The sequence below is a fragment of the Streptomyces sp. NPDC049627 genome (assembly GCF_044465645.1).
Taxonomy (GTDB): Bacteria; Actinomycetota; Actinomycetes; order Streptomycetales; family Streptomycetaceae; genus Streptomyces.
The window spans coordinates 268,208-290,879 of the sequence record NZ_JBITLW010000001.1 but is presented as its reverse complement, the minus strand read 5'-3'; the positions used below and the strand labels follow the sequence as shown (position 1 = coordinate 290,879).

At 72.1% G+C, this 22,672-nt stretch carries 15 protein-coding genes; 6 read left to right on the top strand and 9 right to left on the bottom strand.

The window, feature by feature from the left end:
• Positions 1-7: 7 nt before the first annotated feature.
• A complete protein-coding gene (locus tag ACIBU0_RS01300; protein WP_398811712.1) occupies positions 8-565 on the top strand; it encodes a neprosin family prolyl endopeptidase in 558 nt (185 codons plus the stop codon).
• Entirely contained in the window at positions 552-863 is a 312-nt protein-coding gene (locus ACIBU0_RS01295; RefSeq protein WP_398809830.1) for a hypothetical protein, read from the top strand. The genes ACIBU0_RS01300 and ACIBU0_RS01295 overlap by 14 nt, the downstream gene beginning before the upstream one ends.
• Here ACIBU0_RS01295 and ACIBU0_RS01290 read toward each other — a convergent pair.
• From ACIBU0_RS01290 to ACIBU0_RS01250, 9 genes are all read right to left on the bottom strand, one after another.
• Positions 830-2,008: an Ig-like domain-containing protein gene (locus tag ACIBU0_RS01290; protein ID WP_398809827.1), complete on the bottom strand. Its 1,179-nt coding sequence runs from the start codon at positions 2,006-2,008 to the stop codon at positions 830-832. The genes ACIBU0_RS01295 and ACIBU0_RS01290 overlap by 34 nt on opposite strands.
• A gap of 244 nt (positions 2,009-2,252) precedes the next feature.
• Positions 2,253-3,236 carry a WD40 repeat domain-containing protein gene (locus ACIBU0_RS01285; protein WP_398809826.1) on the bottom strand — a complete coding sequence of 328 codons (984 nt, stop codon included), beginning with the start codon at positions 3,234-3,236 and terminating at the stop codon, positions 2,253-2,255.
• Positions 3,237-3,340: 104 nt separating this feature from the next.
• Entirely contained in the window at positions 3,341-5,062 is a 1,722-nt protein-coding gene (locus ACIBU0_RS01280; protein ID WP_398809823.1) for a hypothetical protein, read from the bottom strand.
• A 2-nt stretch (positions 5,063-5,064) separates the two neighbouring features.
• The gene (locus ACIBU0_RS01275) at positions 5,065-9,726 is read right to left on the bottom strand and encodes a hypothetical protein (RefSeq protein ID WP_398809820.1); all 4,662 of its coding nucleotides are present in this window, start codon (positions 9,724-9,726) and stop codon (positions 5,065-5,067) included.
• 14 nt (positions 9,727-9,740) lie between these two features.
• A complete protein-coding gene (locus ACIBU0_RS01270) occupies positions 9,741-13,295 on the bottom strand; it encodes a hypothetical protein (protein WP_398809818.1) in 3,555 nt (1,184 codons plus the stop codon).
• On the bottom strand, positions 13,292-15,961 hold the full coding sequence (locus tag ACIBU0_RS01265) for a DUF6603 domain-containing protein (RefSeq protein WP_398809815.1): 2,670 nt from the start codon (positions 15,959-15,961) through the stop codon (positions 13,292-13,294). The genes ACIBU0_RS01270 and ACIBU0_RS01265 overlap by 4 nt, the downstream gene beginning before the upstream one ends.
• Before the next feature lie 219 nt (positions 15,962-16,180).
• Entirely contained in the window at positions 16,181-17,248 is a 1,068-nt protein-coding gene (locus ACIBU0_RS01260) for a ferritin-like protein (RefSeq protein WP_398809814.1), read from the bottom strand.
• Positions 17,249-17,361: 113 nt separating this feature from the next.
• A complete protein-coding gene (locus ACIBU0_RS01255) occupies positions 17,362-17,841 on the bottom strand; it encodes a glycoside hydrolase domain-containing protein (protein ID WP_398809811.1) in 480 nt (159 codons plus the stop codon).
• Positions 17,814-18,146, bottom strand: a complete 333-nt coding sequence (locus ACIBU0_RS01250) for a hypothetical protein (protein WP_398809808.1) — start codon at positions 18,144-18,146, stop codon at positions 17,814-17,816. The genes ACIBU0_RS01255 and ACIBU0_RS01250 overlap by 28 nt, the downstream gene beginning before the upstream one ends.
• A gap of 923 nt (positions 18,147-19,069) precedes the next feature.
• Here ACIBU0_RS01250 and ACIBU0_RS01245 point away from each other — a divergent pair.
• The 4 genes from ACIBU0_RS01245 (at position 19,070) to ACIBU0_RS01230 (ending at position 22,671) form a co-directional block, all read left to right on the top strand.
• Positions 19,070-20,365: a neprosin family prolyl endopeptidase gene (locus ACIBU0_RS01245; protein WP_398809806.1), complete on the top strand. Its 1,296-nt coding sequence runs from the start codon at positions 19,070-19,072 to the stop codon at positions 20,363-20,365.
• Positions 20,366-20,472: 107 nt separating this feature from the next.
• On the top strand, positions 20,473-20,985 hold the full coding sequence (locus ACIBU0_RS01240) for a YncE family protein (protein ID WP_398809803.1): 513 nt from the start codon (positions 20,473-20,475) through the stop codon (positions 20,983-20,985).
• Between the two features lie 38 nt (positions 20,986-21,023).
• A complete protein-coding gene (locus tag ACIBU0_RS01235; RefSeq protein ID WP_398809800.1) occupies positions 21,024-21,419 on the top strand; it encodes a YncE family protein in 396 nt (131 codons plus the stop codon).
• A 493-nt stretch (positions 21,420-21,912) separates the two neighbouring features.
• The gene (locus ACIBU0_RS01230; RefSeq protein ID WP_398809797.1) at positions 21,913-22,671 is read left to right on the top strand and encodes a PQQ-binding-like beta-propeller repeat protein; all 759 of its coding nucleotides are present in this window, start codon (positions 21,913-21,915) and stop codon (positions 22,669-22,671) included.
• Position 22,672: the final 1 nt, after the last annotated feature.

Here is a 22,672-nt window from a genome sequence, read left to right as displayed (position 1 = left end):
CCCGCACCTGTTCATCTTCTACACGACGAACAACTACACGGCCAGCGGCCCGAAGAAGGGCGGCTACAACACCGACGTGCTCGGCTGGAAGCAGGTGTCGACTTCGGTCTACCCGACGGTTCGCCTCGCGGAGAGCGTGTACGGGGGCGACCAGTACGAACTCGCCATCAAAGTCACGCTCTTCAGCGGCAACTGGTGGATCCGGGTCGGCAGCGAATGGATGGGGTACTACCCCGCCGGCGGCCCTGACGGTCTGTTCAACGCCGCGGGGCTGCTCAACCAGGCGCAGTCCATCGACTGGGGCGGTGAGGTCGTCGACGAGAGCAGTCACCCGGGGCCTACGGGCACCTGGATGGGCAGCGGCCACTTCCCCTACGAGGGCTGGAGCCGCGCGGCCTACATGCGCAACCTGGCCTATCAGTCCGACACCTCCGGAACGATGGTCAACATGCTGGGCTACACCCACGAGACCAACCCGAACGCCTACAGGATCGCGGCCGATTTCTCCGGGACGACGACCTGGGGCTCGAACTGCTACTGGGGAGGCCCGGGTGGAGTCGAGTGACCTTCCGGCCGAGGACGACCGGCCCGAGGTGATCCCCTCCGAGGTCGATCCGGACATCGAGTGCGTCCGGATCGACGTGGCGGGCGGGGCGGCGGAGCCGCCGCCCTACGCGCCGCCGCAGGATCAGCTCCCCCCGCCGGGGCGGGGCGTGAAGCTCTGCCCTGAGGGATATGTGCCCCGGCGCCGCCGCCGGGACTACACGCTGGACGGCAAACGGGTCGTCACCGACTCCCCGGCGACCCGAAACCCCGAAGAGCCACCGGCTCATGGGGCGGCGTCGCCGCCCCATGAGCCCTGAGACGGGGAAACCCCCGAAGTGCCGGAGGGAACGGTCGCGCCGCATGGACGGTGGTTGTCGTCGCCCTCGTACGAGACGACGATCCCGGCCCCGTCCGCCGGCAGGTCCGCTGTCCGCAGCGTCGCCATCCCCACCTCGTCGAGGAGGACCGTGCCGAGCACCCGGCCGTCCGCGCTGAAGGTGACCCGGCCCCGGGGTGGGTGCCCGCCGGGGACCATCGGCGCGACCCGTACCGTCAACGTCGTCAGCGGCCTGTCACCGGAGTCGCCCGCCCCGGCCGCGAGGGCCGGCCTGGCGGTCACGGAGCGCTCGGCCGATGGGTCGATGGCGAAGGTGCCGTCGCGGGCGATCCCGAAGGCGCTGCACAGGCCGTGCGCGGTTCCCGCGAGGTACCCCGTGGCCGGCGCGAGGACGGCCGTCTGTTCGCGGGGGGTCTGCGGCAGGGTGTCGAGGGCCGTGAGGCCGAGGAGATCGCTGTCCGCGCGGGTTGTCGAGAGCACCACCGGAAACCCGTCCACGACCAGGGTGTCAGTGCCGCGTCCCGACAGGAACAGGTCACAGGACTCGGCGAAGTCGACTGAGCCGTCCGGACGGACGGAGTACGCCAGGTCGGCGGTGACGCCGGGACCCGCCTGGAGCAGGTACCCGGAGGCCGGCAGCAGGGTGAGCCGGTGCGTCGAGGTACGGGGCAGGAAGCCCGCGCCTGTGACGGGTGCGCCGACTGGCAGCAGGCCGTGGGAGAGCGCGCGGCCGTCGACCGTGATCGTGCGTCCGCGGACCGTCAAGGTGTGCCCGTCAGACTCGGCAAACCCGCTCGCTTCTGGGGCAAGCAGGACCCGGCCGTCCCGTGTGACGGAGAAGTCGATGCCGCCGTCGGCGGTGCCGGCCGCGACCCGCAGCCGGTAACGGGAGGCCGGCAGAAGGCTCAGTTCGTGCACGCGGTCGGCCGCGAAAGGAGCGGCGTCCGGCAGGTCCGGGACGAGCGGATGGTCCAGGTCCCGCGCATCGACGGTGACGGGTACGCCGCGCACGATGAGCCGTGTTCCTCCGCGGCCGAGCAGGAAGGCGTCGAACTCCGCCGGGAAGTCGAGTGTGCCGTCCTCACGTACGTCGAAGGTGACGTCGGCTGTGATGGAGTCTCCCAATCGCAGACGGTACCCGGCGCGGGGCGGGAGGGAGACCTCTGGAGGCGGATCGGCTGCCCCGTCGAGGAACGGGGTCCCGGGCTGGGAGCCGTACGCGGAAGCGTCCGTGTGTCCGGGTGCGGCTCCATCGCCGGATTCGGGCCCGGCGTCGGCGACCGCGACAAGGGGAAATGTCAGCTCTGAGGTGTCGATGGTGATGGCCGGCATCGGCTCTCCCGATCGGTCGTCGGTGGGGGGGAGGAGGTCAGAAAGGTGTCGTGCCGGTGATTTCCAGGCGCGATACGAGGTCGATCCGGGTCTCCTTCCGGGCCGACCGGGTGGGCTCCCCCGTGACGCGCGCCCAGCGGCGGATCCTTTTGTCCCAGCCGCAGGTGACGAGCTCGGACTCGTCCCGCGTGGCCGCGAAGGACGCCACACCCCATGCGTGCGCCGCGACGGGCGCACCGATGCGCTGTCCCGTGCGGTCCCAGCGGTGCAGGAGGCCGTGGGCGCTGCCTGCCGCGATTTCGCCGTCGCTCGTGAGCAGCAGCGACCACACAGGCGAGTCGGCGACGAGCGGTGGTCCCACCTGCCGGCCCGAGGCGAGGTCCCAGCGGCGTACGGTGCCGTCCCGCCCCCCGGAGGCGATACTCCGCCCGTCGGGAGCGGTCGCGATCGCCTGGACCGGGCCGTGGTGGCCGATGAACGGCTCGCCGATTTGGGTGCAGGCCGCCCGGTTCCAGCGCCGTACGGTGCTGTCCTGCCCGGCCGTGACGATGACGTCCTCGTCGCTGGTCAGGGCGACCGCCCGTACTGTTCCCGCGTGCCCCCTCAGGGGTTCGCCGATCCAGGAGCTGGCCGCCCGGTCCCAGCGGCGTGCCGTGCCGTCCTGGGAGGCGGACACGAGCTCCCGCCCGTCACGGGTGCCGGCGAGGCCCCGGATGCGGCTCCGATGGCCGGTGAGGGGCTCACCCAGGGGGGTGCCGTTTACCCGGTCCCAGCGGCGCAGGACACCTTCGCCGCCGCCGATGACGATCTCGTGGTCGTCGGGGGTGAGCAGCATCGCGTAGACGGTCCGTGTGTGCACCTGGAGCGGGTCGGCCAGCAGTCGGCCGAGCAGCCTGTCCCACCGGTAGACCTGCCCGATCCAGTCCACACCGACGATCTCGGCATCGTCCGAGGTGAGGTCGAGGACCATCAACTCCTTGGGTGTGACGATCTCGCCCACCGCGCGGGTCGCGCTCCGCACGGCGGTGGGTTCCTGCCGCAGAGGGCCGCGGCGCGGGCCGATTCCGATCCCTCCGTCCGGCATGCCTGTCCCGGCGAGTGCGTTCGTCCTGGCTTCCGTATTCATCACGAACCCTTCGGCGGTACGGCCCCGTCGAACGCGAGGGCGCTGTACGCCTCACCCCGACCGGCCCGGACGCGGCGGCCCACCCACTGGTAGACCCGGCCGTCCTCGCCGCGCGCCACGACCGGCACGCGGCTGACCGTCACTCCCGCGCGCGGGACCTCCTCGTCGCGGAAGAACACCCGTTTCACCTCCGGTTCGAGGATCCGGCCGGCCGCCTTGACCTGCGGGAGTCGATCGCCCTCCGCGCTGAAGCGGGGGATCTGCCCGCGCCGCAGGCAGACGGCCGCCGCACCCTGCTCCAGCGGTACCGGCACCAGGGGGATCCACTGCGGCGGGACCGGCGTCAGCAGGCGATAGGCGAGCGCCGCCGGGTCGGTCGGCGGGACCTGCGGTTCATCGTCCGGCGGTTCGTCGGCCCGGACCCGCGGTCTGCCGGTGGCGCTCTGCACGATCCGCTCGATCGCGAAGCCCAGGTTGGCCATCTCGTCGCGGGCGAACAGGACTTCCTCGACGGGGGCGCCTTCGAGGCGGGCCGATGCGGTCGGCAGCAGCGGAAGGAGGGGCGGCGCCGGCGCGCCGGTGGCGGCGTCCGTCAGACGGAACACCGACCAGTGGTCGTCCTCGGCAGGCTCGATCACGGTCGTCTCCTCGAAGGTGTCGACGACCGTGAGCGAGGCGATCCGGTGCAGCGCGCTCGTGGCCAGCTCCACCGGGACGATCCAGTGGTCGTTTCCGTAGACGTTCGCGAACTCGACGACGAGGAGCCGGGCCAGGTCCGGCACGCCCGCGCCGATGTCGGGCAGGTTGACGGTGGTGTCCTCGAACTCCCACCAGCGTTCGGCCGGCATGCCGGGATACGTGACCCGGGTGGGCAGCGCCCCCACCGGTGTACCGCCGGTCGGCGCGGGCAGCGCGCCGCCGCTGGTGTCGAGGTCGAAGTGGTACGTGTCGGCGGCGCCGCCGGTGTACTCGGGCGCGGTGAGTGTCACCGTCCGGCCGCCGGGCGCGGCGGTGACCGCGAAGCGGTGCTCCAGACGCTCCCGTGCCCAGCTCGACGTCACCGGCGGCTGGTACCGCTCCTTGAACCAGGCAAGCCAGAGTTCGGCTGCCTTGTCGAAGGCGGTCCGCTGGGTGCCGGTGAGCCCCGGCGGCCGCCAGCCGTCGGCCAGATGGCCGGCGAGCGCGGCCCCGTCGGGCGCCCGGCCCGCGAGGACCTCGCGCAGGGCACGCCCGGCCGGGTCGCGACGCAGCGGGTCCAGCTCCGGATCGCTTCCGGGCCCGGGCAGCGGCGCCTTGGCGAGGACCGCCTCGTCGATGTCGTCCAGGACGCCGAGGGGCAGGTTCACGGTACGGAGGGTGGCGAGGAACTGCCCGCCGGCCCGGGCGGCGGCGCGGAGCGTGAGCTGCCGTGCGGCCTCACCCACCGTCGCCCCGGCCTCCGCCAGGTACTCCAGCGGTACGCCCTTCTGCAGGGGCACCGCCGTGCCGTTGGCGGACGGACGGAAGGAACCGAGCGGTGTGCTCTCGGTGCTGAGGGTGCACCAGACGGGCGAGCCGCCGTCCTCGCCCGCGAACTCGGCGACCTGCCACTGCCGGGCCAGCAGGAACAGCGGGTCGGCGACCCGCGCCGCGAGCGCGTCGTCGAGCTGGCCGCCCGTACCGCTCGGCCTGACCACCGGCTCCACACGGTGGAACTGGCCGAAGTACATGACATCGAACACCGTCAGGACTCCTTGTCGGTCAGCAGCTTGACTAGGGCCCCCAGCTCGGCCCGCTTCATGAGGTCCTTCATGTTCACGGAAGGTGCCGAGGGCAGCGCCGTGTCGGGCAGATAGGCCGCCGGCAGGTAGCGCCCCAGCCAGCCCAGCGCGTCGAGGTCGACGAGCCGCAGCTGGGCCAGGTCGAGCGCCTCGCCGACGGTGGCGGCCAGAACGTCGGGCGTCCAGGGCACCCCCACCTCGGGCGGTACGGCGAGCAGGACGGCCTGCGGAGCGCGCGCCCCCGGCGCGTCGTAGTGGAAGGTGGCGCCCGCCGTGTGCCGCTGCGCGGGGATCGACTCCGACCACTCGTCGACCACGAGGACTGCCACCCGGTGCGTCGCGAGCGGCTGGACGGGCCCGTGCACCACCAGGCCCGTCGCCGGCTTCTTCTCGTCCTCGGGTGTCCTCCGCGCGCCGACCCAGCGGTCGCCCTGCGCGAACGGGACCTGTCCGATCCGCAGGGCCTGGCCGACCCCGGTCCCGGCGGCCTGGGCGTGCAGCAGCAGGTCCGCCAGGGCACCGGTGCCGGGCCGGACCATGCCCATCTCCTCCACCCAGTCGCCCGGGACGAGCCGGGCGTCGCCGCCCCGGTCGAGGCCGGACCCGAACGAGGCGTCCAGCGTGTCGGCCTCCGGTGCCCGGGCGAGGCCCACGGCCCGGAACCCGGCGCCGAACACCGCCTCCAAGACCGCGGCCGCGCCTCCCGGGTCCTTGCGCTTCGCCTCCTCGTCCGCCTGGTCGAGCCGCTCCTGCCCCCTGCGCAGGGCGTCGGTCAGCTGGTCCTCCAGCTCCGCGGTGGAGCCCGACGGCGGGCCGGTCACCCCGTAGGCGGCGAGCGCCTCCAGGTCCTTGGCCTTGAGCGCAGCACAGAGGCCGCCGCGCGCGGTGTCCGCCCGGTCCTTCAGCTCCTGGTCGGCGGCCGGCTGCGGGGGGTTGTGGGCCACGGCCAGATCGGCCGCCGTGCCCGCCCTGCCGGAGGTGAGCACCGCGGCGACCGCCGCGCCCAGCGCCTCGACCTGGGCGATGCCCACGGTGGTACGGGCCCAGGCCGAGGCCCTGGCGGTGCGCAGGACCGGCAGGGCCTCGTCGGACACGTTCGGTGGCCGCTCGTCGATCAGCGCGTGTTCCAGAACCGCCCGCAGCGGACCCGCCGCGGCGAGCGCCACCACGTCCAGGGCGCAGTACCGCGCGAGCGGCCAGGCGTGCTCGGTCACCGTGACCGACCCGGCCCCGGCGTCCTGGCCCGGCCGCACCCAGGCGGCCCGCAGCCGGATCCGGGCCGTGGGCCCCAACTGGTGCCCGGCCCACGCGTCGAGCCGCGGTTCGGCCAGCGCGCGGGGTCGGGCGACCTGCTGCGCGTCGTCCCAGCCCGCCGCCCGGGCGGTCCCCTCGGGTACGACGACGAGGACCCGGTGGCCCACCGGGATGCCCTGCCGCGGAGTGTCGAGCACCTGCGGCCGGGGCGGCGGCTGCCCGCCCGGTGCGAGGGACTCCATGGTGGCGGCGGCGCGGTCGTGGTTGCCGTTGGCCAGCTGGTGGACGCTCTCGGCGAGGAGGAGGTCCGCCACCGCGTCGAGGTCGTCCCGCAGGGCCGCGAGGTGCCGTCGTACGGCGGCCTGCTCCGCGGGGGACATCGGCGTGGTCCCCGCTTGCGTCTTGAGATAGTCGACGACCTGCTGGTCCGGCACCTCGGCGAGCCGCGCGCCGTCCGTCACGTCGTGAGGGCCGATGAACTCCTGCGCCCCCGGGCCCGGATGCTGCGGGCTCTGTACCGACCACTTGGCGCGCAGCGGCGCGATGAACCGGTCCAGTTCCCGGGGCGCTTCGGCGTTCTCGCGCTCGTCGTGCAGGCGCCGTTCGAGCCGGTAGCCGAGCAGCGCGCCCAGCGGCTGGCCCTGGGCCATCCCGTCGACGACGGTCATCGCCACGCGCATCCGGCGCGAGGACAGGTCGACGGCGAAGGCCCCGGGGTCGGTCGGGTGCGACAGGGCGCCGCTGCGCAGGATGGCCGCGGTCGCCGCCTGCGGGATCGAGGGCGCGAGCACCCACCCCCGGCTGCGTCGGCCGGGGTGCCGCGACAGGTTCTCCACCCATCCGTACGCGCCCAGCTGCACACCGGCCGGACGCCGCTTCCGCAGGGCGTGGAGCCGGGCGGTGGCGAGGGAGGTGATCCACGCGTCGAGCCGGTGCGACACGAGGTCGAGGGACTCGCCGAGGAGCCGCTCGACCGGCCCGAAGGCGTCCCCGCGCTTGTTCCACGCCTTCACCCGCCCGGCGAGGTACTGGAGGGCGGCGTCCATCTCAGCGAGCCGCAAGCTCCACGGGTGTTCGGTGCCCAACAAGGAGAGGACGCCCCGGCGATTGACCGCCGCGTCCGAGATCTGCCCGGCCAGGGACAGGCGGGCGTCGACGATGGCCTGGAACACCGTCGGACCCCGTTCGGTCCCGGGCCCGCCGTCGGTCGCGGTGTCGCTCCCGGACCTGCCGCCGACTCCACCGGCGGGCAACTGCATGATCTTTCCCAGGGTGAAGGGCTTCGCCTTCAGCCCCGCGGAGCCGATCGTCTGCAAGGCCGTGTCGGGGTTGAGCAGGACCTCGGCGAAGCGCAGCCGGGGCCGGAACACCAGCGGGTCCTTCGCCCCGGCGGCGGCACGCCCGTACTCCAGGTTGGCGCTGTGCCGCAGCAGCGCCTCCAGGAGGGTGCGCGCCTCCTCCTTGCCGACCGTCAGCCTGCGCACCTCGAAGCGTTCGACGACGCGGTCGAGGAATTCGGTGAGCGCGACCACCGGATCCTGGCCCTCGGGCAGGTGCGGTCGCGCGTACGGCAGCCAGAGCCGGGTGGCCCGGCCGTTGATCTGATAGGTGATACGGGGCCGGTAGTGGATGCCCAGAGCCTCGTTGAGGGCCCGGGACTGTTGGTCCTCCGGAGTGCTCTCCATGCACTGCTCACCGGTGCTGAAGCCGGAGCCGAGGATGCCGAGGCCGAGGTCCCCGAAGCAGGCGAGCATTCCGCCCTGGACGGACCGCACCTGCACCGTGCCGGACACCGGCGCCATGCCGAGGGCCCGCATGACGTCCCTCTCCGGCTTGTGCAGGGGGAGGGTCTCCCCGGGCTGGTCGGGTCCGCCGACACGGGGCAGCGTGCCGACACCCACCTCCCAGAACGGGCGCAGGACGCCCAGGACGCGGTGGAGCCCCGCCAGCCCGGACGGCTCGTGCGCCGGGATGTCGGCCCGCCAACGGGCGGTCGCGGTGACGGGCAGCAGCCCGTACGGCTGCCTGCCGACCCGCAGGACCGGCAGCGGGCCCCGGGCCCGGACGTTCTCGTAGTGGTGGATGCGCAGCCACTCCCGGTCGACGTCGAGCTGCCCGCCTCCCTTGTCCTGATCCATCAGCTCGTCGAGGAAGTGGTCCCCGGTGGCGCTCCACAGGGCGAGTTGCAGGTTGCGCGCGTCGGCCTGTTCCGGGTCATCGGCGCCGGGGAGCGCGTCGAGGCCGCCGGGCGGCAGGCCGAGGGCGGCGGCGGTGCGGGTGCCGTTGTCCCATCCGTCGGCCGGGGCGGTCGGGACGGCGCCGAGCAGCAGGTCGACGTCCGGCGGCACGGGCGGCGGGACCTCGGCGTCCGGAAGGTTGTTGGTCGGCATGCCCTGCGGGACGAACGCCGCCTCGCCGTCCCCGTCCCGGCCGGACAGGAGACCGGCGACGCGAGCCGCGGACGCCTCGGGGCCGAGCGAGGCGGACACGCCGAACACGACCACCCGGGTCAGCAGCGGCTCCCGTTCGGGCGCGTACCCGTTCTCGGGCAGCAGCCGCAGGGTGACGGCGAGCCCGTTCCTCACCGCCGTGTCGTACTCCTTCAGCCAGAGCAGGGCCGGATCCAGGTGCGGTCCGCCCGGTGCGGGCTCGGCGTCCGGGTCCGGACCGACGTGCACGACGTCGGGGACCGCCTCGCCGGACTGCTCGGCGACCAGGCGGTCGCCCTGGTAGGCCCGTACGACGAACATGTCCGGCAGCGTCGAGGCGGTCGCCGCCCGGTTCCAGCCGCGGCCCCGGACCGGCACCTCGGGCCACTGCGGTTCCGGCACCGCCTCGGCGCCGGGCACGGGCATCGGCGGCCGGGTGTCCGAGACCGGCTTCAGGAGCCGCACCAGCCACCGGGCCCGCTGCGCGCCGACCGCCCCGGTCAGTTGGCCCCAGGCGGCGAGCAGCAGCCGCTCGCGGTCCCGGTCCGCGTTGTCGGCACGGCCCGCCCGCCAGACGGTCCGCCAGTACCGCCGGGCCTGCTGGACCTCACCGTCGGTGGGGTGCGGCTCGTGCGACTCGACGTGGATGTCATCGGGGAAGATGCGTACGAGCAGCTCGTCGGGCCCCGGGCCGTCCAGGCGCAGCCTTGTCTCGAGCCGTACCGGCAGGAGCATCAGCGGGACCTCGGGGTCCAACTGGCGCAGCAGCGGGGCGAAACCGTCGCCCGTGAGGGCGCGCAGCTCCTCGTCGACGGCGCGCCGCGCGGTGTCGAGGCGGGTGAAGGCGGTCTTGCGTTCGGCGTCGGTGACTCCGGCGCCGAGCAGGGCGCGGTGCTCCTCGGCCTCGGCCACCGCCTGGCGCAGTGCGCCGAGATCTCTCATCGGATGTTCTCTCCTCACGGGGCCAGGAGCCGCTTGGCGGGCAGGATGACCCTGACGGGCTGCTGGAAACACTGGCGGGCCGTTCCGGCCGCGCTCCCGCCCCAGACCAGGCCGCCGTACGAGACGTTGGGCCGTAGGGTTCCCGGCGCGTGGGTCGCGCGCAGGAAGGCTTCCTTGGAGTCGAAGAGGTGACTCCATTTGAGGTCGTTCCAGTCGTCTGCCTCGCTGGGAGTGTCCGGCGGGGTGTACGGGCCGCCCCAGGCGTCGGAGGGCGGCGGGGGCGGCGGATCGGCGAGCGCCGCGGGGTCGGGGTCGTCGAGCCCGAACCGTGGCTCGGTGGGCTGCTCCGCGATCACGAAGCACCAGGGCGAGGCCTTGAGTTCGGCTTCGGTGAGGTCGAAGCCCACCATGGCGGTGTCGGGGTCCAGGCCGCCGCGGAAGATGGGGTGCCGGGCGTGCGCCTCGTCGGGTTCCGTGGCGAGCAGCGGAGCCGCGTAGATGATCGCCCCGGGGTAGCGGCGCAGCAGGGCGCTGCGCAGCACCAGGACCACCCGGTCGGGCGGGGCGGTCAGATGGGCGCCCAGCGGCAGGTCGCGCTTCCATGTGTGCAGTTCGGGCAGGTCCTTCCCGTACCCCCAGAACGAGGCGAAGTACGTGCCGCGCTGGTCGGTGGGGTATTCGCGCCAGCGCAGTTCGCGGGCGAACTCGTGGTTGAGGCCGGCCATGTAGGAGGCCACGAAGGGAGCGTTGGTGAGCGCCAGGACCGCCGAGTCGGCGGGGACGTGTTCGAGGCCGCCGAAGAGCCACTCGTTGGACTGCCGTGACAGGGGCGGCCACATGGCGTCGTGGAAGACGGGCGCCCACTGCACGGGTGCCTCCGGGTGGGTGGCCTCGGGCCGCTCGATCAGGGAGGCCACCACCGCGGGCACCGTCACCGACGGGTCCGTCAGGGTGACGATGGCGTTCTGCGAGGTCTCGGCCGGGAAGGGGTCCCGGTGCGGGATCGGTGGCGCGTCGGACGGGCCGAGGACCCGGTCGTGAGCCGAGACGACCATGTCCTTGAGGTTCTCGGGACTGGCGTCGAGCACGGCGGGGGCGGGCAGTCCGTCCTGCTGGCCGCCGAGCAGACCGCCGCCGGTGAAGACGTCCAGGGGCAGGGTGCCGGTGGCGTGCCAGCGGTCGACGAGCTCCTTGAGGGCCCCCGGCTCCCAGGGATCCTGCTGTGCGCCGGGGCCTTCGCCCACGACACGGAGCTCGCCGTAGCAGTCCGCGCTCCACTCGCCGGTGAAGCCGTTCGGGGCGTCCCAGTCCCAGTCGCCCGGACAAGTGCCCCGGAACGTGCCGTGGTGGGTCTCGGAGCTCCAGGTCCCGGTGAAGACACCGTCGGACGAGCTGTTCCAGGGGTCCCAGGTGCCGGTGCACACCCCGCGCCATACCCCGTGCTCCCCGCCGGACTCCCACGTGCCGGTGTAGAGGGCGAGCCAGGTGGGGTCCGTGCCGCCGGCGCCCGCGTTGTTGCTCCAGCTGCCGTGGAAGGCGCCCTTCCACGTGCCCGGCCGGTCGGGGCCCACCTGCAAGGTGCCCGAGCAGGTGCCCCGCCAGCCACCGGCCGGCTCGCCCTTGCCGGCGTTGACGGTGTCCCACGGCCCAGTCCAGGAGCCGGTGAACCGTCCCGGCGCGGTTCCGGTGTCCACCGCCCCGGTGAACAGGTCCAGTCCGGCCGCGCCGGTCCGGCCGGTGGGAAAGACCAGATTGCCGTGCTGGTCGACCCCGGTCCGGGCCAGGAAGTCTTCGGGCGCCTCCACCTCGGGCAATGAGCCGAGCCGGAAGGACCGGTTCAGGCCGGAGGCCGGGAGCGGCGACGTGGCTGCCAGCTGTTCGGTGGTGACGTCGCGCCTCAGGGAGCGCGCGGTCGCGTCGGCCGCCACCTGCTGCCAGGCGTCCGGCGCCCCGTCCTCGGGCGCGAACACCTTCCGTACGGCGGCGAGCCGCTCCGCGCCGACGACCCGCTCGGGCGCGACGCAGAAGGCCACCGTGCCGTCCGGGTCGCGGCGGGGCACGGCGAGTCCGGTGGGGGAGGCGGCGACCGAGGTCAGCGCCGTCGCGAACGGCGGCGGCTCCAGTGCGTCCGCCGCCCGCCGCGCGATCAGGCCCACTCGTCGGCTGAGGACGCCCATGGGGCGCACCGTGCGGTGGAACACCGTGGTGGCCATGGCGTTCGGCAGGAGGCTCGCCCGCACCGACGACCACAGGGTGGTGTCCGCCGTCAGAGCGATCCGGCTCTGCAGCGGTGTCGCGAGGCGCAGGACCTCGTCGGCGGAGAGCGGCCTCACGTGCCGCAGGTGCAGGCGGCCGGAGACCAGCCGGGCGAACCGGGCCTGGTCGAGGAGCCGGTTGGCCGCTTGTACGTCCACGAGCTGGCGCCACGCGGAGGCCATGAGGGCCTCCTGGTCGGCCTGCACGGCCCGGGCGCCGAGGCCCGCCGCGACCCGCCACCGCGGGTCCAGGTTGAGGGTGTCGAGCCAGCCGGCGGAGCCAGGGTCGGCGGTCTTGCGCAGGGCGTGGAAGCCCGCGTACAGCGGGGGCAGGACGTCCGGGTCCTCGTCGCCGGTGCCGTCGGCGATCGGGACCAGCGCCTTCGCGAGCCGCTGCTGCCACTGGGCGCTCTGCGGGCCGGTGGGCCACGGGTCCCGGTGCAGGTTGCCGGGGGCGCGCAGGGCGCTCTCCACCTCCTGGACGACCGGCCCCGGGCCGTTCGGGAACAGGCCGGGACGGCTGACGTCGAGCGGCCGGCGGCCGGCGTGCGGGGGAAGCGGGCGGGCCTGGAGCCGCGCCGCGAGGGTCTCGAAGTCGCCGGCCTCGCCGGTCGAGAACACCCAGGAGAAGTAGACGGGCAGTTCGCACCGGACGCTCGCGCTCGGGTCCCACGCGGGGGCCAGGCTCGCGCCGTCGGCGGCCTTGCCGAGTCCGGCGAGCTTGCCGGCCAGGAAGGAGGGGACCAGGCAGGCGGTGTATGTGGTGTGCGGGAGCAGCCGGCGGGGTGCGAGGAGCCGGGAGACCGACCGCCGCGGGTCGGTCTCGTGGCCGGGGAGCGTCTGGGCGTGCGCCCACAGGTGCAGGGTGGCCGGATCGGGCAGCTCGCTGCCCTTGACCCGGAGGACCGGCAGCGGCACGCCGGGTTCGCGCTGCGGCCGGCCCTCCGAGAAGGGCACGCAGACGAGGGACAGCCAGGGGCGCAGTTCGCCCGTCGCGCCGGCTCGCAGCGGGGTGAACAGCCAGGGCAGCTCGGTTCGTTCGAACTCCACCAGCGGGAACTTGGTCGGCTCCGCGTCCGGTGTGCCGGGCAGCGGGAAGACCCGCACGATCTCCTTGGGGTCGATCGCCCGGACGTCCCCGGGGCCGTACAGCTGGAGCGCGGGCACCGGGACCGGCCGGCCGGGACGGCCGTTCACGGACGCGGTGGCCGCGAGCGACCCCCGTACGGGGGTGGTACGGGACAGGTCGTCGTCGTCGGTGAGACAGGCGGCGGCGCCGGCCCGCTCCCAGGACGCGAAGGTGTACACGGTCATGGCCTCACCTCGTACGCGGGCACGACCTGGAGAAGCCCGGACCGGCCCGTGACGGTCTTCAGCTGGGCTGCGGCTTCGGTGAACGTGTTCTTGGACAAGAAGCCGGTGGACGCCTTCAGGGTGTCGCGGCTCGCGATCGCGTACATGCGCTCCTTCAGCACCGGCTTGCGCAGGGGCGTGGCGTAACGGGCGCTCAGCTCGTGGACGAGGCTGCGGCCGACGGCGCCGTGGGGGAGGGCGGCCTGGAGGGCCGCGTCGCTGATCCGCCAGGGAGGGGCGGGGGTGCCGCCCAGCCACTTGGTCTCGTACTCGACCGGTACCGTCGTCCGGGTGGCGCCGCCCCCGGTGGGCGGCGGGGTCAGCTCGGCGCCGGAGCGGAACCGCTCGAACGCCGGCTGGGTGAGCTTCTGATCGTCCGTGAGGTCGAAGAAGTCGGCCCGAGCGAAGTCCTCCGTGACCGGCTGCGAGGTCCCGGCCCCGGTGGGGAACGCGACGGCCACGTCGAACGCGGTCGCCTTGGGCAGCCTGCCGGGACCGAACCGGACCACCTCGATCCCCAGAGGCACCGTGCGCTGGCTGAACCGCAACCGGCCCAGCGGGTGCAGGAGACGGCCGGTGGCCACGCCGTCGGCGCGCAGCGAGACCATCGTGCGCACGCCGTCCGGCAGGACCGGCTCCCAGCTGCGGGGATTGTCCAGGGCCTGTTCCAGGGCACGGCAGACGTCCGGGGGCGGCGGGGCGACCGCCTGGCCGGTGCAGTTCCAGTGTTCGTCGAAGGGGAAGCTGACGTCGAAGAAGAGGAAGGACACGCTGGCGCGTCCGGCGATGTGCCAGCAGGGCGTCGGCCCGTCCACGTGGACGTGCAGCCCGACGGAGCACAGAGTCGCCCCGGCGACGCGTAGCGCGAACGAGCCGCCGAGGTCGAGCATGACGCCGAAGCTCGGCTCCCAGCGCACCAGCGCGTCGAAGGAGAGCCGCCCGGACACACCGGTGCTCCTCGTCCCGATGACGGCGGACAGCTCCGCGCCCGCCTGGACGGTGCCGGGGGTGAGGGCGAAGTAGCCGGAGAAGACGACCTTCAGGAAGGGGCTGTCCGCGATCGGGATCGTCAGGCGCTTCGGCGTCGGGAAGCCCGCGGGAGGGGTGTAGCGGGGGTGGAAACCGCCAGCGCTGAGGATGAACGTCGCGTCCTGGCCCGACTTGGCCCGCAGGGCGAGACCGCCCTCCACCGAGGAGGTGAGCAGCCGGGATCCGGCGAGGTTCGCGTTGATCTCGACCAGGCCGTTGGCGGCGTCGACGACGCCCGCGACCGAGGCCCGCAGGTCGATCACCGGCGCCTGCGGGGCGGGCAGCGCGATCCGCAGCCGGCCCAGGATGCCCACCACTCCACTGGGCAGTTCGAGCACCACGCCGACGTCGGCCGTGACGAACGAGACCGGACGGCCCCAGCCGACCCGGAACATCGGACCGACGACCGTGCTCCCGGCCCGCGCGGGGAAGACCGTCCCCAGCGTGGTCAGGATGCGCGGCGCCGCCGCGGCGGCGTCCGCGGGGAAGAGCAGGTCGTCGAGGTGACCGGACTGCACGACCGCCGCCAGGCCCGCCCGGTCGAGCGCGCGGCCGACGCCGACCAGACCGCCGACGGCGTTGAGCGTGAAGGCGAGGCCCAGTTCGATGGCCGGGGTGAACTCGGCGCTCAGCGCCACGAGCACCGACGGCGGGCGGGGCTGCAGGATCCCGAACGCCTTGACCTCGACGAGGCCCAGGCTGAGTGAGAGCGCGCCGCGGTACTGTCCGTCCTGCTCGCCGAGGAACCCGCCGCCCTTCGCCGGGCCGATGGCCAGGGTGAGTCCGAGACCCGTCGGCGGCACCACCGACGGTGAGTAGCCGCCGCCCGTCGGAAGGATGTCGAGTCCCGCCCCGTCGACAGCCGCGTCCCCGACGCCGAGCAGCGAGGCGCGGAAGGAGGTGGTGAGCTGGAGCCCGCCGTCGCGCGAGGCCATGTACAGCGAGGGCGCGCGCAGCCCGGCGGGGACCCGGTCCAGGGGCAGGGCGATGCCCTTGCCCGTGCCTCCGCTCTCGAGCCGCAGCCCGTTCTTGTCGAGGCGGGCATCCAGACTCCCCTTGAGGGTGAGACCGTCGGGGGCTAGGAGCTTCAGCAGCTCGTGATCCGTGAGCGCGAGCTCCATGCCGTCGGCCCTGAAGGCGAGGGTGGAGTCGTCGGGTACGGCCGTCGGCAGGGAGAGCACGAGGCTGATGCCGTCCCGCACAGCGAGCCCTGGCACCAGCCTGAGCGCGTCGCTCAGCTTGAACGTGAGGTCGATCACCGGGGGCAGGGTGGTCCCGAGCGGCTGCACTTGGGTGGGCCCGGCGAGGAGGACGTTCTCGATCACCAGCGACCAGTTCGGCGCCGCCCGCGTCGCGCCCCGCACGGCCGTCCGCAGCAGGTCGACGAGGACCGGCCACAGATCCCCCGGCGGCGCCGCGCTCGGCAGTGCGAACCGCGTGAGCAGCGCCTCCGGGGTGAGCGCGTCGGAAGGCAGTCCGAGCGCCTGTGCCAGGCGCTTGCGGCGCTGGGCTTCGGGAAGCCCTTGGAGATCCGGGAGCAGGGGGACGAGGCCGTCGCGGACATCGGCCGCCAGTTGTGGCAGTGGGGCGGCTGCCATCAGCGGGTCCGAGGGGGGTGGGGGACGTTCATCGGATCGTCGCCGTTCTCCGCCCGTGGACGCGCAAGGGAGATCACGCCGCCGGTCGGATAGGGGATCGGAACGCGTCCGACGCTAACCCCGGTCACAACGCGCAGCGCGGTCCCGGACCACCCGGAACGCCGAACCGGTGTTCTTTTCACTCGCGCGGCAGGGGCGTGTACGGGAGGCTCGAAATCGTCAGGGAGTCACGTAGAGGAACTCCGGCCCGTAGTTCTCGCCGCCGCCGGGGAGCGGACGCGCCATCAGCTGTTGTGCGGGGTCCTGCAGGACGGACATCTGTGCGATCGCCTCGAACAGCAGCCCCTCCGCCTCGCCCTCGTCGTCCTGCCGCCACGCATCCTGCAGCAGACGCAGCAGCTTGCTGTATGCCTGGTTGAACTCGTCGAGGAGCTGTGCCGTCCCGGCGTCCGGTGCGGAAGGTCCCGTCCGGGGCCAGCCCCCAGCGGGAACGACCCCCATCGGCAGGGCGTCCGGCATCGGGATCTCCGCTCCCTTGAACTCGAACTCCCCGGTGTCGGGGTTCTTCCTGAGCCTGCGCTTGTGGAAGATCTCCCGGAAGGCGTAGTAGTGGGCCAACTCTCCCGCCGCCCCAGGGTGCGGGTTCTCGGGTGAAGCGGATGTGCCCTCGCCCTGTTCCTTGATCACGCCGATGGCCTTCTCCACGGCGGCGAGCGTGGCGAGGGGCACGACGGGGTTCCCCGCGCCGTGACCGAAGTTCAGGGTCAGCTGCCGGGCGCCGGTGATCCGCTCCGGGTGCGCACGGAACGCCTCCAGGAGCGCGGTGTAGAAGTCCCCGATCGACGGGTGCGGCGCCGCGGCCCTCGCGAGCGGTTGTTCCGGCTGCTCGATGAGGGAGTACATCTCCACCGCGTCCGTCGTCAGCCCGCTGAGGAAAACCTTGAGTTCGGGCCGCACGCCTCCCGGCAGACGCCCTGGGTACGTCGGCAGCACCGACGCGTCGTCGAGCACGGGAGTCCCGCCGAGTGTGGTGAGCAGGTTGCACGCCAGACCGAAGTGCGACATCTCGTCGAAGACGATCTCGCGCAGCGCACGGAAGACGGAGCCGTCCCCGGTCGATGTGTCGATCGACCACATGCCACACAGATACGGGGGGAGCGTGGCGAGTTCCAGCAGGATCGCCTGCTGCGCCGCGTCCCGCATCCAGTCGGCGTCACGCCGCTCCGCGGGCTGCTCCATCAGTTCGACGATCCGGTTCTTGCTCCGGGCATACGGAAGCGTGTTCACCACCGGTCTCCTTCCGGTCGGGTCCCACCCGCCTGAGAGGGTGGAAGCGGTCCGTCCCCCCGCCGTCATCGAGCCCTCCCGTCATCGTTTCGTCCCGTCATTGCTACGTCCCGTCACTGCTGTGCCTGGGGAATCATCCGCGCGAACCGCACGGACGGTTCGACAGCGGGCTCCGCGCACAGCAGGTGCCGCAAGGCGCGATTGCCCTGGGCCTCGTCCAGTTTGTCCTCGGCGAGATGCGCGGAGACCACCGCCCGGTGGGCGCTCTCGCGGAGCGGCTCGATGCGGATGCTCGCCAGCGCCGCCTCCAAGGCGCCGTCCACGATCGTGATGCCGCCGACACTCGCCGGAAGCAGGTTGACGTTCCCCACGTACAGGCCCGGGTACTCCTTGCGGAAGGCGAGCGAGGATGGGGCACGGCAGTAAACGCCGGGCCGATACCCGAGTTCGGCGAGCCGGTGGAACCAGGCCGAGCAGTACTTCTTGCCCGCATCCGCAGGCGGGCCGCCCAACTCCCAGTCCAGATAGATCACCGAGCCCTGCGGGAGGCCCGCGCTCGTCGCCTTCACGGCGGCGTCCTCGGCGTTCGCCACGGCAATCTGCGCCCTGACATCGATCGGCCCAGGTTGTTCGGGTCCTGCTGTCCCCAGTAGATCGGCAGGAGCCCCCACACTGGACGCAGGTCGAACCACCCGTTCATCCAGTCGCCCACGGGGTTCGCGCCGACAGCACCCATCCGGTTGTGGCCGTTCAGCGGCTTCGTAACCGGGATTTCGCCGACCGCTGGCGCCGGCGAATCGAGGTACATGCCCGTCCAGTAGATGTTGGAAAAGTCCCAGATCGCGTCCATCACGGGCTTCCCCGGATACTTGCCCGTGTCCATTCCGGCATAGAGCATGAGGTGACCTTTCCCTGGCCGACCATCCAGGGCGCGTGCGCCCGTAGCATCGGGGCCGTGCGCTGTCTCCTCCTACCAGCATGGCCCGGCGCCCACGCTCCTGCTACCAGGGGCAGGCCACCGGGCCCTGCTACTCCAGTGCGGTTAGTGACTACCCGGCAGATTCGTTGGGGAGCATCGTCGGTGGTGACTGCGTCGGGCTGTTGCCTGGTGGCGTCTGCCCAGTTGGACCAATGCAGCAGCATGGCTGCGGCCTTGGCCACCGGGATGAATACGACGGGGAGTAGAGACCCCGCCCACGCCCCCGCCGCGCGTGCAGCAGCCATCTGCAGAACCGCGACGGCCAGGGCCGCGTTGTGGTGGGCGGGCATCGTGTGGCCGACTATCCGGCGGGCTGCAACCGGAACCTTTCGCATGTCGGATGGATGCTGGGCGTCCCTGGTGCAGGGTTTCGGCGTCGTCGTGTGACGCCCGGTTTGTGATCAGTTGAGGCCGAGGAGCGCGAGGGGAGGACGGGGCTCGCGGGCTTTCGGCGCAGGCCAGCAAGGACGGACTGCGCTTGGACGGCGGCGGCAGCGGGCAGGGAATCGGCTCCCTGTAGGCGGGGCGCCGTCGGGGCTGCGCGCGCCGGCGCTGTGCATGCCCTCACGGGACGGCGGGCTCCGGCTCGACGCCGCCTTCCGGGCTTCACTGCTCGGCCTCGGGTATGCGGCGACCACACCCAAGCGCTCCTCTGCCTCGTGAGTCGACGAGCCGACGTGCTCTTCGCGATGCTCCGCAACAGCACCTTCTACGCCCCACAGCCAGGACCTACGGGTTGACGAAACCCATCGGGGCGCCTCCCGCCACGATGGCCCGGCACCGGTCCGCGCGGTACGCTGAAATCAGAGACAGGGTTCGCCCGGCGGGCGGGGGACCAGCGGGTGCAGGGCGCAGCACTTCCGCGCGGGACGCGGTCGAAACGCCGAACAGGACGCCCTATCATGGCTGTTCACACCGAAATACCCACTTTCTCTGATTTCGTCGCATCGTTGTACGCCGTCGAATTCGATGCCTACAACTCTCGGCCCGACACCGCGGTGCGGGACTTCGCGGCATTCGAGGAGATGCGGCGCTATCTGATCGACCGGAACGCCGGAATGGAAGCCGTGCACTCCTTCACGGAAACCGACGGCGACATCATCGACTGCGTACCAGCCGAGCAGCAGCCGGGACTCGCGAAGACCGGGACCAAGCCCCTACCGACCCCTGATCCGCCCTCCGAACTCCAGAGAAGCGCCGAAGCTCCAGAGTTCGAAACCGAGCCACCCCATTCGCCGCCCCCACAGTTGCGGCCGGATCGGCGGGATCGCTATGGCAACCAGATGCTGTGCCCGGAGGGCACCGTACCCATGCTTCGGCTCACCCTCGAACGCCTCGTCAGTTTCCCCACGCTCACGGATTTCCTCCAGGGCGGACTGCGCGTACGGCGGGACGAGGCGGGTGTGGCGCACCCGTTCGGGAAGATCTGGGGTAACGCCTACGACAGCCGCGACAACAACGGCGGAGCCAGCGGGATCAACGTGTGGTCGCCGCAGGTGTTCGGCGTCGAGTCCTCGGCATCACAGCAGTGGTACACCTCAGGGGCCCACTCCAGTCCCTTCCAGACCGTGGAGTGCGGCTACCGGCTGGGACCGCCCTTCGACAACAAGCCCCGGCTGTTCGTGTTCTACACACCGGATGGCTACACCACCTGGTTCTACAACGACAACCATTTCGGCACGTGGGTGTACGCGGCGGGCGCCTCGCACGTCCTCGGTACGGTGCTTACCGCCTCCCAGCCGGGCGCTCCCGTGCAGTACCGCATGGGCTTCTTCCTGACCGGCGGCGGCTGGTGGTTCAGTGTCGGCGGCACATGGGTCGGCTACTACCCGACCACCACCACGTTCGGCTCGGGCGTGCTGGCGACCAAGGCGGCCACGGCCGGTTTCGGCGGCGAAGTGGGCGGGGTGGGCACGTCATTCCCGTCGATGGGATCGGGGAAGCGTCCTGCCGCGGGATACGGTCACGCCGCCTACCAGCACGACGTGATCATTGCCCTGCCCGCGGGGGCGGAGTCGGCCAATCTGACGCCCGAGCCCACTTCCGTGAACTGCTACGGCCTTGAGGTGACGAACCACTCCGGTTCGTCATGGGGCAGTTATCTGTTCTTCGGCGGCCCCGGCGGACTCAACTGCTGAGCCGTCGTAATTCTGGGCGCACTTGTTCTCCCATGTCGCCTTCACGCGCGACGGCTCAGCCGACGGTGGAGCCCCCTTCAATCCCGTCAACGCGGTAACCGCCAAGGATGACGGCGACCAACGAAAGTCGTGCAGCGATGAATGAACCCAATACCGACCAACCGTGTGTCGTAGCCGCGATCCCCGTGGGGGCGAAGCCGGCCGGTGTGGCGGTGGACGTTCATGACCATGTCTTCATCACCAACAGTGGCGCCAACACCGTATCGGTGATTAATTCTGTGACGAACACGGTGAGCGCCACCCTCAACGTCGGACTCCGCCCGGAGAGCGTGGCAACCGATCCCCAATTCGGCGTCTACGTCGCCAACGGCGGCAATTACACCGTGTCGGCGCTCGACAGATTCCACGCCCTCGTTGCTACCGTCGTCGTCGGAGGCCCGCCCGGCCCCCCGCCACCCGACATGCTGAGGGTGGCGGTCGATCACCTCATGAGCCGCGCCTACGTGTCCAGCCGTGGCCTTGACAAGGTGTCGATCATTGGAATCAGCAGTGATCCCCCCCCCTCACCAACGACTTCACTGACCTCCCGGGGCCCCTCGGCGTGGCGGTTGATCCCCTGAGTCACCGTGTCTTCGTCACGCAACCTGATCACAATAAGGTGTCGGTGATCGACCCTATCCACGGGGCCATGTGGAGCATCCCCGTCGGACAGCACCCCACGGGTATTGCGATCGATCCCCAGAGGCATCGGACCTATGTCGCCAACTCCGGCTTCAAGACAGTGTCGATGCTCGACATGACGACTGGAGGCGTCGCCAATATCGACGTCGGCGTAAGTCCGACCGGTGTGGCGGTTGATTCCCATGGTGGCGTCTACGTCACCCACCCCGATGGCCTGGTGAGGGTGATCGATCCCAACTCAGCCAGCGTGACCGCCAGGGTCCCCGTTGGCTCCCAGCCACAGGGATTGGCGTTCGAACCTCACAGCAACCGCGTCTACGTCGCCAACCGCGGCGACGGCACAGTGTCCGTGATCGCCCTTGCTCGCGATTAGCTCGCTACTGGGAGTGGGCTCGGTGACGTTGGCTTGGGGACCAGCTCTGGGGACCAGTGTTCGGTGCACGGATCTGCCTCCCAGCCTCGGCCATGGTGATCGGCCACGACTACCCACACGTCGAGCAGAGCTCGCTGCAACGCCCAGGCCCTGACGGCCGCCTGGAGCGAGGCCGAGGCGGCCGCGTAACTGTCCCGGATGCTCGACGACGCTGGGGCCGCCCTCGAACCCACGCACCGTCACCTCACCCCCGCCCGCACCCTGCTCTTCGAACGGCGCCGCTGAACCCCTGTACGGTTTGTGTATGCGTCAACTGACGCGATGGCGGGGCAGATCCGTTTGCCTCCCTGCCTGGCCGGGGGGACGATGAAAGTGCGCTGCGGCCCACGGCCGGGCCCCGGACCTTCCTGGTCGCGCTGGGCGGCCCGCACGCCTCACGTTCCCGGCCCGTGATCCCGCATCCGCGTTCCTGCGACGCCCACCGGGGGCCTGGATGGCGAGAGTTCCGCGTGGCGTGGTCGATGCGCGCGGCCGGCAGGCTGTCGTGCACGATCACGAAGGTGCGCTGATGGCACTGGACCTGGAGAACGGCGCACTGCTGTGGCGCCACGGTCCCAGCCTGCGACCGTGCGCGCTGCTCGCGGGTTCGGTCGTGGCCCTGCGGATGAGCCCGTCGCCGACGCTCGTGGTCGTGGTGCTGGACGCCGCGACCGGCCAGGACCGCTGGACTTCGGAGCCGGTCGACCTGCCGCCGTGGGCGCGTTGCACCCTCGACGACACCCGCGGCTTCACGCTGCGGACCGAGGCTGCCGACGACGCCGTGGTGCTCCGCTGGGTCGTCCGGACCTGGTACCGCGGGGGTGCCGCACCGAGCGCAGGCGTCTTGGAGGAGTCCCGGCGCGCGGCGCACGGAGCCCTGAGGGTCGGTCTGGCGGGTTCCCCTTCGCTGGAAGTTCTCCGCGAGGCGGAAGCCGAGGCAGAGGCATGGGCGGGAGCCGGGGCGGAGGCTGAGGCGCTTGCGGAGACGGCCGACGCAGATGTACCACCCCCCGTACCACCGGCGGCTTCTTCCGACCGGCAGTCCGCCGTACTGGACCAGAGCCTGGTCGGCGACAAACGCATGGAGCTCCTCCTTCTCCCCGACTCCGGCGCCGTCGTCCTGAGGGCCGTGGATCCCCGCACCGGCACGCTCGCTTGGGAGGTGGAACTGGACCGCGCAACGCCGAGGCGGGCGCCCAGGCTCCGGCCCTAGA